General features: G+C 57.1%; 16 protein-coding genes. 9 read left to right on the top strand and 7 right to left on the bottom strand.

From position 1 onward, the window contains the following. Positions 1 to 2 precede the first annotated feature (2 nt). Positions 3 to 413 (top strand): HAD family hydrolase, encoded by a 411-nt coding sequence (locus GP473_RS07125; protein WP_185770204.1) that lies wholly within the window; start codon positions 3 to 5, stop codon positions 411 to 413. A 2-nt stretch (positions 414 to 415) separates the two neighbouring features. Beyond that, the gene (locus GP473_RS07120) at positions 416 to 922 is read left to right on the top strand and encodes a DUF6912 family protein (protein ID WP_185770754.1); all 507 of its coding nucleotides are present in this window, start codon (positions 416 to 418) and stop codon (positions 920 to 922) included. Between the two features lie 80 nt (positions 923 to 1002). Here the strand turns inward: GP473_RS07120 and rsgA are convergent, their stop codons facing one another. Continuing rightward, positions 1003 to 2016, bottom strand: a complete 1014-nt coding sequence (gene rsgA / locus GP473_RS07115) for a ribosome small subunit-dependent GTPase A (protein WP_185770203.1) — start codon at positions 2014 to 2016, stop codon at positions 1003 to 1005. After that, positions 2009 to 3457 carry a 3-phosphoshikimate 1-carboxyvinyltransferase gene (locus tag GP473_RS07110; protein ID WP_185770202.1) on the bottom strand — a complete coding sequence of 483 codons (1449 nt, stop codon included), beginning with the start codon at positions 3455 to 3457 and terminating at the stop codon, positions 2009 to 2011. The genes rsgA and GP473_RS07110 overlap by 8 nt, the downstream gene beginning before the upstream one ends. 62 nt (positions 3458 to 3519) lie before the next feature. Here GP473_RS07110 and GP473_RS07105 point away from each other — a divergent pair, with 62 nt between their 5' ends. The 3 genes from GP473_RS07105 to rsrA are packed head-to-tail and all read left to right on the top strand — an operon-like array spanning position 3520 to position 5303. After that, positions 3520 to 4227: an SOS response-associated peptidase gene (locus tag GP473_RS07105; RefSeq protein WP_186276770.1), complete on the top strand. Its 708-nt coding sequence runs from the start codon at positions 3520 to 3522 to the stop codon at positions 4225 to 4227. Between the two features lie 48 nt (positions 4228 to 4275). After that, positions 4276 to 5022: a sigma-70 family RNA polymerase sigma factor gene (locus GP473_RS07100; protein ID WP_185770200.1), complete on the top strand. Its 747-nt coding sequence runs from the start codon at positions 4276 to 4278 to the stop codon at positions 5020 to 5022. 11 nt (positions 5023 to 5033) lie between these two features. After that, a complete protein-coding gene (rsrA, locus tag GP473_RS07095; protein ID WP_185770199.1) occupies positions 5034 to 5303 on the top strand; it encodes a mycothiol system anti-sigma-R factor in 270 nt (89 codons plus the stop codon). A gap of 220 nt (positions 5304 to 5523) precedes the next feature. Here rsrA and GP473_RS09645 read toward each other — a convergent pair whose 3' ends face one another. The 3 genes from GP473_RS09645 to GP473_RS07085 all read right to left on the bottom strand — a co-directional run bounded on the left by GP473_RS09645 (position 5524) and on the right by GP473_RS07085 (position 7437). Further along, positions 5524 to 5598: a 50S ribosomal protein bL37 gene (locus GP473_RS09645; RefSeq protein WP_011274008.1), complete on the bottom strand. Its 75-nt coding sequence runs from the start codon at positions 5596 to 5598 to the stop codon at positions 5524 to 5526. A 171-nt stretch (positions 5599 to 5769) separates the two neighbouring features. Beyond that, entirely contained in the window at positions 5770 to 6036 is a 267-nt protein-coding gene (locus GP473_RS07090; protein ID WP_185770198.1) for a WhiB family transcriptional regulator, read from the bottom strand. A 393-nt stretch (positions 6037 to 6429) separates the two neighbouring features. Continuing rightward, a complete protein-coding gene (locus tag GP473_RS07085; RefSeq protein WP_186276769.1) occupies positions 6430 to 7437 on the bottom strand; it encodes a diacylglycerol/lipid kinase family protein in 1008 nt (335 codons plus the stop codon). 36 nt (positions 7438 to 7473) lie between these two features. Between GP473_RS07085 and GP473_RS07080 the strand changes: the two genes are divergently transcribed. Beyond that, a complete protein-coding gene (locus tag GP473_RS07080) occupies positions 7474 to 7899 on the top strand; it encodes a hypothetical protein (RefSeq protein ID WP_185770196.1) in 426 nt (141 codons plus the stop codon). Positions 7900 to 7968: 69 nt separating this feature from the next. Here GP473_RS07080 and GP473_RS07075 read toward each other — a convergent pair whose 3' ends face one another. Both GP473_RS07075 and GP473_RS07070 read right to left on the bottom strand, forming a co-directional pair. After that, entirely contained in the window at positions 7969 to 9255 is a 1287-nt protein-coding gene (locus tag GP473_RS07075) for an Rv3212 family protein (protein ID WP_185770195.1), read from the bottom strand. Further along, complete coding sequence (locus GP473_RS07070) at positions 9252 to 10589, bottom strand: DEAD/DEAH box helicase (protein WP_185770194.1); 1338 nt, start codon at positions 10587 to 10589, stop codon at positions 9252 to 9254. The genes GP473_RS07075 and GP473_RS07070 overlap by 4 nt, the downstream gene beginning before the upstream one ends. A 75-nt stretch (positions 10590 to 10664) precedes the next feature. Between GP473_RS07070 and GP473_RS07065 the strand changes: the two genes are divergently transcribed. The 3 genes from GP473_RS07065 to GP473_RS07055 all read left to right on the top strand — a co-directional run bounded on the left by GP473_RS07065 (position 10665) and on the right by GP473_RS07055 (position 12919). Continuing rightward, positions 10665 to 10907, top strand: coding sequence for a DUF3107 domain-containing protein (locus tag GP473_RS07065; protein ID WP_246394746.1), 243 nt, complete (start codon positions 10665 to 10667; stop codon positions 10905 to 10907). 77 nt (positions 10908 to 10984) lie between these two features. Beyond that, a complete protein-coding gene (locus GP473_RS07060) occupies positions 10985 to 12031 on the top strand; it encodes a DUF3152 domain-containing protein (protein ID WP_246394745.1) in 1047 nt (348 codons plus the stop codon). Positions 12032 to 12034: 3 nt separating this feature from the next. Next, positions 12035 to 12919: a TIGR02569 family protein gene (locus GP473_RS07055; protein ID WP_185770192.1), complete on the top strand. Its 885-nt coding sequence runs from the start codon at positions 12035 to 12037 to the stop codon at positions 12917 to 12919. Positions 12920 to 12929: the final 10 nt, after the last annotated feature.

Genomic DNA, 12929 nt, shown 5'->3' with positions numbered 1-12929 from the left:
TCATGCGTGGACTAGTAGTTGACTATTGTGGAGTATTGGATGGAGCGGAAGAGGATCGCCGTCGGTGGCGGAAGTTGTTGGCCGCTGCCAAAGAGGAGGGGTTAGCGACCGCCATTTTGTCCAACGATCCAGGTGGCTCCGGAGCCGACCATATTCGCGTGTGGAAAGAACAAGGTCTGGTAGACGACGTGATTCTTTCTGGTGAAGTGGGAGCAGAGAAGCCCAGCGAGGAAATCTTCACCATTGTTGCCGACCGTTTGGAATTACCAGTCAATGACTTGGTATTGGTGGATGATTCCATCCTCAACATTCGGGGAGCTGTAGAAGCAGGCATGATCGGCATCTTTTATCAGCAGTTCGACCGTGCGATTGTCGAGATCACCGGAGTGCTGGAGATGGATGGAGATTTTTAGTGATGCGCGTGTATATCCCCGCCACTTTCGATCTGCTGCGCACTCTCGCAGAAGAACAGCAGATGCCAGTGCGTTCAGGCGTAGGCTTCGCATTGACTCCGGCGGTCCGCGAGTTCTACACCAGCGGTGATGACGAGGAACTAGCTTATACCGCATTCCTCGATGCGGCGCGTGCTTCTCTACGCTTGTTGACTATTGGCGATGAGCAACGTTTCCCGTATCGGCGTGTGGTGATTAGTGCGGACATCGACGATCAGGCCATTACCCTCGCGCCGGAGGATGGCGAGTCTGTTGTCAGGCTTAATCCCGCCATTGTGACCGTGAAAGCTCTCGCTGCCATTCACGTAGATGACCACGATGCGGAAGCTGCCACGAAAGCCGCCATGGACGTCGTGGATGAAGCAGATTTGGGTGATGAAGAGGCGGAACTAACCCTTGGCGATTGCGAGGATAACCTCATGTCTTGGTACGGCGCCCAGGAGCTACCTTTCCTCGTGGATCTGCTATAGCCGTTTGGCCGTTGGGAATGCGCGCAGGGAAGCGTCTGTTTTTCTCCGCTTCTTTTCCGTTGGCCGCGTTCCCACTCGTGTTATTCTTCGCGTTCCCATTCGTTGTTTGAGCGCAGCGCCGTGAGCAGTACCCGCACGGCTCGCACGCGCCGGGCGCTAGCCCCCTCAAGGGTGTCGAGAGCACATTCCGGGTCGGCTGGCGGGCCCATATGGGTGCAGCCTCGTGGACAATTTTCGGCCACGTCGCGTAGGTCGTCGAAAACATTGACGATAGTGTCCGGGTGTACATGTGCCAGTCCGAAACTACGGATTCCCGGGGTGTCGATGATCCATCCGCCGTTGGGTAGAGGTAACGCTACCGATTGGGTGGAGGTGTGGCGCCCTTTGCCGACGCCCGATACCTCGCCGGTTTCTCGCTGAGCATTGGGAACTAGCCGGTTCACCAGCGTCGATTTACCGACGCCAGAATGTCCCACCAACGCAGTCACCTTGTTATCAATGATGCTTCGTGTGGCATCGAGCGACTCAGAGACACCTGCCAGCACTACCTTGACGTTTAAATCTTGAAACTCCGCGGCGAATTCTTCAGGATCGGCGAGGTCGGATTTCGTCAGGCACAAAACTGGTTCGACGCCGCCGACAAATGCGGCGATGAGGGCGCGTTCAACGAATCCCGCGCGTGGTGGAGGGTCGGCTACAGCAGTGACGATGAGAAGCTGATCCGCATTAGCTACCACGACGCGCTCGTAGGGGTCGGTATCGTCTGCCGTACGCCGCAACACACTGGTGCGTTCAGCCAACTTCACGATACGAGCTAGCGTGTCTTTCCTGCCCGACGTGTCGCCCACAACCCCCACCCGGTCACCGACAACGATCGGTGTACGCCCTAGTTCTCGTGCTCTCATGGCCGTGACGTGAACACCGGTAGATTCCAGCACTACACCCCAGCGACCGCGGTCTTTGGAAACGACCATGCCAAACTGGGCATCATCGTGAGAAGGACGATCCTTGGTGCGTGGTCGGGAGCCCTTGCCCGGCCGGATGCGGACGTCGGACTCATCCCAATCGCGGCCTCTTCCTCCGCGTCTACCCATTGGCGGCCTCGGTGCCATCCGAACCATGTGCCCCAGAAGCACGCTGACCGAGCACGCCAGAAGCGTCCTGACGGTATGCGTCCGAGACGCTAGGTTCGACACTGAGCCCCAGCATTTCCAACCAACGCTGACGGAAGCCAGGGAGAGTTTTGGACGTGGTGTCGATATTTTCTACCTGGATGCCCGGCACCACAAGCCCGAGAATAGCGCCGGCCGTGGCCATCCGGTGGTCCTCATAGGAAGCCCAGCAGCCACCATGTAACGGGCGAGGATTGATCATCAACCCATCTTGTGTTTCGCGCACGTCGCCGCCAAGGGCATTGATGTTATCGGCGAGCGCAGCAAGGCGATTGGTCTCATGTCCTCGAAGATGAGCGATTCCGTACAGATGGCTCGGAGTATCTGCCACAGTGGCGAGGGCGACGACGGTAGGAGTCAGCTCACCGATGTCATGCATGTCCCACGTGATGCCCTGCAGCGGTGTGTCAGTGGTGACTTCCAGCTCATGGGAATCGGCGTGGTAGACGGCTTCCACACCCATGTCGCGCAAAATCTCTCGAAACTGATCACCAGGTTGGGTGGTGGTCTGCGGCCAGTTGCGGATCCGAATTGATCCTCGCGTCGCCGCTGCGGCAGCCATGAAAGGGGTGGCGTTGGATAGGTCAGGTTCCACATTCCACGTGCGGCCGGCGATTGGTCCGGGATGTACTGTCCACGAATTGAATGCCACATCTACCTTCACGCCGGCAGAGCGCAACATCTCGACAGTCATCTCTACGTGCGGCTGGGAAGGTAAAGCGGAGCCTTCATGAATCACTCGCACACCTTCGTCGAAGCGGGCGCCGGCCAGTAGCAGACCGGAGACGAATTGGGAGGAGGCGCTGGCGTCGATGCGAACTTCTCCTCCGCGAACATGTCCCTTGCCGCACACAAGAAATGGCAAACCGCGGTGGTCGCCGGCTGCAGTGGCGGCGGAGATGATCTCTCGGGTAGCGGCACCTCGTTCAGTGGCATCGTGAGTAGGGAAGTCAAGCGTGGCTCCCAGGGCGTCAAGCGAGTCCAAGGTGGTGGCCATGGGGCGTTTGCGTGCTGCAACGTCGCCGTCAAATTCCACAGTTCCATTGGCCAGCATGGCGATTGGTGGGACGAAACGCATGACCGTTCCAGCTAAACCGCAATCCACTGTGCCGCCGGTCAGAGACTGAGTGGGAACCACATGGATGGTCGTACCCTCCACCGTTATGGTGGTGCCGAATGTTCGCAGAGCATCCATCATCAGGTGAGTGTCACGGCTGAGCAAAGCTCCTCGGATAGTCGACGGTCCATCCGCCAACGCCGCCAGAATCAAAGCCCGGTTGGTGATTGACTTAGAACCGGGAATGGACACAGTAGAAGCAACAGGCTTCTCGGCGACGGGTGCTTGCCACAGGACTTCAGACATGCCCTCTATTGTGTCACCAAAGATCGCAAAACTGCACGGTCACACCCGCCATAATGGGTGTTATGTGCGGACGCTATGTACTTTTCACCCCGAAGGAACAGCTCATCGCTACCGTGAAGGAAGCCACCGGGGTAGAGAGGGTTGAGGATGTGGCTACCCAGATCGGCGCGGAGTCTATCTATCGGCAGAGCTATAACATTGCTCCAACTCATCACGTGCCGATCGTGCGCGTGTTCCGTGAGGGACTGGCTCTAGGGCCTGCACGGTGGGGTTATCCCCGGGCTGGGGCCCGGTCTAACAACTGTGGTGTGGTGTTCAACGCCCGTGGTGAAACGGCGAACGAAAAATATATTTTCCGCGGTAGTGCTCGCTGCCTCTTTGTGATGGACGGATGGTACGAGTGGACGCAGCACAATGGCTCTAAGCAGCCGTGGTTCACCTCCCGAGCAGATCATCGTCCATTGTTGGTGGCGGGACTGTGCAGGCCTTGCGAAGGGGACGTATGCGGCACGATCATCACGTGTCCAGCAATTGATTCCCTTCAATGGCTGCACCATCGCATGCCACGGATTCTGAATGACGAGGAGGCACGTGCGTGGCTCGGAGCCTCTGATGAAACTGCTCACGAGTTAGCGGGCTCAGTTGTGGCGTCGACGATGCATCGGGTGGTGAGCCGGAAGGCGAGCAAGGCTGTGGGCAACGTCAGAAATAACTCCTCCGCTCTCATTGCTTCGGACAGCGCGCTCCACTCCGGAATACATCCGGAATAAAATAGGGTTTCCGCGCATTGAATCGACAGGAGAGAGAGGAGATGGCCTATGCCTCCCACTGCGTCGAAACGCACTGATGAAAGCCAGCAGGAGTTGATGCAGCGCTTCGAAGCGGAAGCACTGCCGCTGCTGGATCAGCTCTATGGTGCCGCCTTGCGTATGACACGCAACCCCTCTGATGCCCAAGACCTTGTGCAAGACGCCTACATGAAGGCTTTTCAAGCCTTTGCCTCGTTTAAACCTGGCACGAATTTGAAGGCGTGGATGTACCGCATTCTTACCAATACGTACATCAACAATTACCGTAAGGCGCAGCGCCGCCCAGTGGAAACCGGTGATGACAACGTGACGGATTGGCAGATGGCGGAAACTGCGTCGCACGATTCGACAGGTTTGGAATCGGCGGAAGTTGAAGCGCTGAGAAATATTCCGGATTCGCGCATTCAAGAAGCGCTCATGAGCCTGCCTGAGGATTACCGCATGGTGGTGTACTACGCGGACGTTGAAGACATCCCATACAAGGAAATTGCAGAGATCATGGATACCCCGATTGGCACCGTGATGAGCCGGCTTCACCGTGGTCGAAAGCAATTGCGCGCGAAGCTCAAGGACGTGGCGGCGGAGCATGGAATCTCCACCGAATCAAAGAAAAAAGCTGCCGAGACTGCCCCGTCTCAGCGTAGGGCAAGCCGAGCCGACGCCTTAGATGCAGAAACGACGCAGCCATCCCACACAGCACGGACGACACAGCCGGCGCACTCGGTACAAGCAGCACCAACGGCACAGGAGAAGTGAGGATGCGAGAGATGAATCGACAGCCAAACAGAGATGCTCGGTGTCAGGAGTTGCTGGATACCCTGTATGCCTATGTGGATGGTTGCTGTGAAGAGCACAAGCGCCAGAAGCTGCACGATCAAATTGAGGAATGCCCCCAGTGCCTCGAGAGCCTGGGTATCGAGCAACAAATCCGCGAACTACTGCGGCATCGCTGCGGAGGGCAGCCTGCCCCGCAGGGGTTAAGGGCGCGGATCGTCAGCGAACTCCATGTGCGCTATATAGAAGTGCGCCGTGACTAAGGGCACTTGTGGCCGAACGCTAGCTGACGAGAGATGAGACTTGGCATATGGCGCAGTAAAGTCGTGGTGAGTAGCGACGACGGAGACTCGGCATGTGCCGGGGGTAAGGCGTGGTGAGCCGGATTGATATACGAAGAAGACAGATCCTGGACACGCAGTGTTGTGTGTCCAGGATCTGTCTTCTTCGGCCTTCGGCTCATCCTATGTAGCCGCTGGCGGTTTAAGAGTTAGGACGCTTGCCGTGGTTAGCCTTCTTCTTGCGGCGATCTTTGCGCTTACGGCCACGCTTGCTCATTCTGTGCTCCTTTACGTTACGGGCGTACGATACGGGCGAAGAAGTATCCGCCCCAGTCTAACGAAGCCCCAGTCTAACGAACCGGGGCGGAGGGCAACAAAAGACAGTGGTGTTTGTGCGCCCTGTCCTCTGTCACTTGCTGAGACAGCCGCTGTGAAAACTGTCGGGTGTTTAGACAGTGGCGCGGCTACGCTGGCGGGAACGGCCGCGGTTTGTGCGACGCTTCAGAGCGCGACGCTCGTCCTCAGACATACCGCCCCATACGCCGGCATCCTGTCCGGAACTGATTGCCCAGTTCAAGCACTGGGAGGTAACAGGGCAACGGTTGCACACCAGCTTGGCCTTAGCGATCTGAGCTAGAGCTGGGCCCGAGTTACCTACTGGGAAGAAGAGTTCAGGGTCTTCGTCGCGACAAACTGCCTTGTGGCGCCAATCCATGGTGGTAATCCTTTCGTCGAAGAGGCTCGTTGTGTTTCGTCACTACAACTGTCTTGCGAAGACGATCAGGGCGGTTTTAAGCGCACTGACCTAAGCCTGGGCTAGTCAAGCCCACGCTAAATGAACCTTCGCAGAAGGTTGTTTGAAAAGGTGGGGTGGCGAAGTGGTGTGCATAACCTCTCGTCCAGAGGTGACAGCAGGGCTTCTCGCCATAGATAGGGAATGTTTATCCGTTGTTAACGTAGCGTTCCCTGATCGGTTACTTGAACGATCATTGCACGGAACTGCGTACTTCGCTAGAGTTCCCGGCAAAAATGTGAGAAGTATCACTAAGGATTGATTTGCTCTGCGTTCCTCATTACTTGTAATGAGCCTGTGTTAAGTGCGTCACGCTCAGCCGAGGGGAGTGAAGATCTCCATGGCATCGGGGATAAAGCGCAGATCAATGCTGGAATACTCGCCTTTGTATTCGCCATCAACTTGGAACTCCATAGGTGATCGAGCCTCCAGTCGCACAGCATGAGCAGCCTCAACAGTGATGCTTTCATGAGCGAGACCCCTGCGCAGTGGAGGGACAAGTAGCCCCAGAAGTGCACCCAAAGGGCGCCACCCCCGGCTGTGTCTCACAGTAAACACCGATAACCCGCTATCGATGCCATCGCCGGAGGCAATCCGTGCGGGGAAAGGGCCAAAGTACGTCCAGGGATCGGTGTTGGATACGAATGCTAACGGAACATATTCCGTGTTCACGTTTTTCCTAGCCCCTGAAGTGCGGATGGTGATTATGGGTTGCGAGCTCTTGGACTGCGACCACGCCTGTAACGCAATGCGCATGTAGCGGCGCGGGGAAGCTGACAGCCCTTCTGCGCGGCGCTGCTCCATAGTGTGGATAACAGTGGCGTCAATCCCCATACCGACATTGACGGCGAACCAACGGTGGTCCTTGCGAGCGCCCGGGGAAGAATCTGCCCAGGTGCCCATCGAAACCCGGCGGGTGGAATTGGTAGAAAGAGCCTCGGCTAACTGTTTCACCGCGACGTTGGCTTTGCCGGAAAAACCCAGCGAGCGTGCAAGAACATTGGCGCTGCCTGTAGGGATGATGCCAAGCCTGGGTGTGCGTGAAGTGAGAATATCGTGAGCCTGAGCATCTGGATCATCAGTGGGAACATCCAACAATCCATTGACAACCTCGCTAACCGTGCCATCCCCGCCAATAGCGATGACGGCATCCCAGCCCTGAGAACGAGCCTGGCGAGCTAATTCTTCTGCGTGTCCCGCATACTGTGTAAAGCGAGACCGCATGCGAATGCCGTCAACATTCCTCAAGGTGGGAATAATGTGAGCCAGATTCTTCTGAGTGATGCTGGTTGAGTTCGGATTAGAAATGATGAGGACATCCACAGGCCTAAGGCTATCAGCGGGTTAAACTAGGTAGTTATGAAAGAAACCCGCACGAAGCAGAATTCTGGTCGTCCCGCCCCACCTCCGGCTGTGAAGTTAGCCGGCATATTGGGCTTGATTCAAGGGGGTGCGGGTATCGGTTTTGGGATTATTCTTATCATTCGTGAAGCTAACGGATTCCATGACCCGGGTGCAGTTATTTCTGGCTACGGTACCGCCGCGTGGTTCCTCTTTTTCTTCGGGGCCGTTGCTCTAGCGGGCTATTTTCTGTCCACGGGACGCAAGTGGGGACGTGGTCCCGTAGTGATGCTGCAGTTGTGTCTACTGGGCGTGGCCTATTACATGTTCACGTCGGGGCGGCCTGATCTAGGGGTTCCTACTGCTCTTATGGCTGCGCTGGGTTTGATTCTCTTGTTTAGTCCGCAGGCTGTGGACTGGGCTGCTACTCGCTACGCGGAGTAACTCACCGCCGGGAATAGCTCGCTAGGGGGAACAAGACGCTAAGGTACAGCTCGCTATGGGGATAACACGCTACGGGGAAGCGGTGAGGCCCACGAGAGTGTCTGCGCGTTGTTCCACAATGGTGGAATCGCCGGATATCCGCAGCGTGATGGGGCCTGTATATCCATGTCGTTCGACGGGGATCGTACGCTCAACCGTCCCGTGCGCAGGGTCGATCACGGCAATTCCCGTGGGCACTGGTACAAGCAGCGCACCCGCCATCATCGCTCCGGTACCCAGTGCGCCGTCGACCTGAAAACGCGGGTGAAGATCCTCTGCCCCGAAGACGTTGAGCCGTGCTCCATCGAACCACATCGCAACTGGACCATCAGTTCGACTCTGGTCCTCTGCTTCGACGCCGGGGCTGGCTTGTGCGGGGAGGTTTTCAAAGTCGCCGGACTTGTTCAACAACTGGAATTTTGCGTCGTGGTCATCTTGCGGAGGGATGTAGATAAGCGCTGAATTCTGTGCGGCAGCGACTACTTCTGCACCCGCCGGCACGGTGAATTCATGGTAGATCTCCGGCTGATCAGACTTTTCCGGGGTGGTGTCTAAGAGACGGACGAGTTTTTTCGAGTCATCGTCTGGGCAAGCCGAAGCGGTGGCCAGCATGGTTGCGTATGTCTGTGCAGAGGTGAAGCTACAATTCACGTACTTTTGTTGGTCTGGCTGGGTAGGAGCTTCCTGATAGCCAACTTCCACGGTGCGAACCAGGTCATCGCGCCAGATTTCTATACGTCGCGGTGAAATGGTGCCGGCTCGGGTATCTCCGGCGAAAACAGTCACGTCGTCTTGCGCTAGGGCATCGCGCGTGTACGCGTACTGTCCGCTTGCCATGTCAAAACTGATGGCCTCGCCACATCCTTTGGGGCTGCGGAATACGACGACCACTTCTGTCCATCGAGAGGGGGATGCCACTCCACATATCTCACGTTGCTGGTCATAGTGCCAACGTTCCTTACCGGTGCGGGCATCCAACATACTGACTCGGGTACCGCGTATGCTCAGCACTCCGTTGGCGCCGGCTACGAGTTGCCGGTCTGCAGTGGTAGGAGCTTCCCAGGCGGGGGATAGATGCTTGGGAAGTTGCGTGGCTCGCTTATCCTGCGTGGCGTGTGAGTTGGAGGAATCGTTGTTGCCAGTTTTCGTGCCGCTGTCGCTGCCAATCGTCTGGGAAGCATCCACGGAATGATCGACGCGTGACTGCTGGGACCCCCACCAGGTTCCGGTGATGACGATGAGCGTAAGGAGGATGATGACGCACGTGGCGATGATGTCGCGTCGTGTACGCCGTTCAGGACGGGGAAGCGCCTTCATGAGCGAGGCCCACGGTGCTTGCGAGGTCCGCCGTCGTTGTGACGACGGGGGCGGCGAGCGGGTGCAGTCGCCGATTGTGCGCCTTTGACTTTGCGAGGGGCGCCCACTCGATCCTTCACATCTGAAGGAAGGCCAAAAGTTTCCAGGAAATCAGGGGAGGAGCTAAACCACTGGGGTGGTTCTGATTGCCCGATTCCCAGTGCTTCGTCAATGGCCTTCCAGCGTGTGACCTCATCCCAGCCCAGCAGAGTCACGGCAATGCCGCTATTGCCCGCACGCCCAGTGCGGCCGATGCGGTGGACATAGGTGCGTTCATCATCCGGAACTTGGTAGTTGACCACGTGCGTGACGTCGTCCACATCGATACCCCGGGCTGCCACATCGGTGGCCACCATGATATCGATGGCGCCGGTACGGAAATCTGCGAGAGACGTTTCGCGATCAGCCTGCTTCATGTCACCATGGACGGCTCCCACGCGAAAACCCAGATGGGCGAGATCCTGAGCAACCAGAGCCGCCTGCCTCTTTGTGCGAGCAAAGACAATGGTGCGACCGCGCCCGGGAGTCTGCAACAGACGCGCCAACGTAGACATCCGATCCATCTTGTGAGACTGGAAAACGATCTGGGTAGTAGTTGAATGGGTGGCCTCGGTGGCAGCATTATCAGCTTGAACCAGTATCGGGTGAGTCATGAAATTACGCGTCAAAGCCACAATCGGTCCGGGCATTGTCGCAGAAAAAAGCATCGTCTGACGTTTAGTGGAAGTCTGAGACAAAATAGTGGAGACATCATCTAGGAACCCCTGATCCAGCATCTCATCAGCCTCATCCAGCACCACAATCTCTACTGTGGATACATCCAACAGACCCTGGCGAATGAGATCCAATAAGCGGCCGGGAGTGCCGACGAGTACATCCACTCCCCGTGCCAACACTGACGTCTGTTTGTCGAAAGGTACGCCACCATAAATGGCCGTGACCATGAGTGGGCGGCCATCCACCGTGAGATACTGGGCGGCAAGTTCAAGGTCGTTGGCTACTTGTAAACACAGTTCGCGAGTCGGCACCACAACTAAGGCTCGGGCAGTTCCGTCTGGGGCGGTGATATCTGCGTCGTCGAAAACACGGTCGAGTAGCGGCACGCCAAAACCGTAGGTCTTTCCCATGCCCGTGCGAGCCTGACCGATGAGATCCTGACCTTTCAACGCGATGGGAAGAGTGTATTCCTGAATGGCGAAAGCGCGGTGGATATTGCGCTCAGCCAGAGCATCGACTATCTCCGCTGCAACCCCCAACTCAACGAAAGTCTTCCCGGCCTTAATAGCGTCAGTCACCGCCGCGTTCACGTCCTTTCCCGACTATTACAGCTATGATGGTCACACTACTGCACGCTGCGAAGAAAAGGTTAGGTGGCTACAACCCCCATGCAGATCAAGATTGGCTTCACGCAGAACTCCCGTGAATTGCAAATCACTAGTGAGAAGTCTCAGGATGAGGTTCTCCAGCAAGTCCGTTCCTTCTTGGCTGACTCCAACCCCGCCGGCACGCTCGAACTGGAAGGGCTGAAGGGTGCGCGCCACATTGTGTTGCGCGAGCACGTGGCATATGTAGAGGTGGGATCTGAATCTCAGAATGCTGTCGGATTTCTCTAAGACGGTACAGACGCGATCACATTAAACACTCCCGTCGCATTCTCGAACGCAGAGAGCATAGAGACTGACACACAGGCATGACACACTATCCCAAGGAATCCCCACGTCGCGAACGCTTTAGCATTCCTGAACCTCGAAGTGATGAGTCCTATTCTGACGTCGTCGCTTCGGATATGCCGGGGCGTGGACATGCTCGGCGTCATGCGGTGAAGCCCCAGCGCGACTCGCAGGAGCACATCAAGTACGTGATCGCCGGTGTTTTTGTTCTTGTCACACTCCTCGTGCTGGGCAGTGCGCTATTTCACTCAGCGGATTCGAATGGGGCACGGGTGGCGTCGACACATGCCAGTGGAGAGGGCAAGGAAGAGGATGCCGCTCCGCGCGGAGAAGGCCCCGTCTTCCAAGGGGAGTACGAAGGTCTGGACATTGGCGACTTACCGCCGGGAGCTCCCCTGACTCAAGAATCCTCCAACACGTTCACCATCGTAGGTCACCCAGGCGAACGCGTGGGTCAGGGCACGAAGAACAAATACACCTACGTGGTCGAGGTTGAGGACACAATTAAGCCCGACAATATCGGTGGTTTCGATGCCTTCGCCGCCATGGTGGATGCCACGCTATCAAACCCCAAGTCGTGGATCGCAGACCCGGAGATCTCCTTTCAACACGTGAAAGAAGAGGATCTACCGGCGGGGCAGGAACCGGACTTCCGTTTCCAGCTCACCACGATGAAAACTACCCACGATGTCTGCGGAAATTCCTACAACCTAGAGACTAGCTGCTTCATGCCCACCGGACACCGAGTGGTTATCAACGAAGCACGGTGGTTGCGTGGAGCTCAGCCTTACCAAGGTGATCTGGGCGGCTACCGACAGTACGTCATCAATCATGAGGTTGGGCACGGCGTGGGGTATGCGGCGCACCAACCATGTGTGAAAAATGGCGGGTTAGCGCCTGTGATGATGCAGCAGACCCTCAGCCTGTCTAATGACGAGTTGCACAACATTAATTCTCAAGAGGTGTACAAGAAAGACGGGATGACCTGCGTGGCTAATCCGTGGCCATATCCTCAGGGGAAGAAGACCCAGGAGGACTCTGCAGCAAATGGAAACCGGAGCGATTAAGCGATGACACAGACCCCTCCTTCTCACATCTTGGCCAGCTTCCAAGTGCCCGCGGCGCGCCCGGTGCAACTCGATTCCGAATGGAGCCACGGCTGGCGCTGCGATCGCGCGGTGATTAGTCCGGCGGATGAGCCTGCACGGGCGGCGTGGATTGCCCGGACGATGGCGAAGATGCGCCCGGCTGGTGTGAGCGTTTCTCGCCCAATAGTCTCCTCCGATGGTCGCTACAGTGTGTCCGGATGGCGGGCCCGTACTTTTTTGTCGGGACATAGAGCTCCACGCTTCGATGAGATCGCCATGGCTGCTCTCCGTATTTCCGAAGCCCTGCGGGACGAAGAAAAACCGACGTTCCTGCAGGCACCGAAAAAGACCGGAGTGTGGAATGAAGCGGATGTTTTTGCCGCTGCTGAGTCTGCCGCCTTCGACGCAGATCCGACGGAGTGGGTGCGCGTGTCCTTGCCCCTCGATTCAGTTCCCCGCGATGATATTGCGGACGCGCTGACCAAAGCCGCCGAGTTGGCTGCTGCACGTGGCGAACTTAGTGAGCCCGATCAACTGGTTCACGGTGACGTTCTGGGATGCCTAGTGTTCGATGGATTGGCCGATCCAGTTCTCACCGATCTCGTTCCGTCCTGGAGACCCGCCGGCTGGCCTGTTGCCCTTATGGTGGTGGACGCCATGGCGTGGTGCAATGGTTCCGACGCCCTGCTGAAGCGCTGGGCTCATATCCCGGATTTTTGGGAGTTGGCTTTGCGCGCAGCTCTGTACCGAGTGATGGTGCATGCGATCCTGCCTCATTCTCGACCGGAGGCATGGCAGGGTTTATCGCGCGTCGCTGATGTGATCTTGGCTCATGCTCATCACTCCACGGATGTCTCACCGGCATGACAAACTAGGA

Origin of the sequence: Corynebacterium anserum (genome assembly GCF_014262665.1) — a bacterium.
Lineage (GTDB): Bacteria > Actinomycetota > Actinomycetes > Mycobacteriales > Mycobacteriaceae > Corynebacterium > Corynebacterium anserum.
This window is presented reverse-complemented; position numbering and strand designations above follow the sequence as displayed.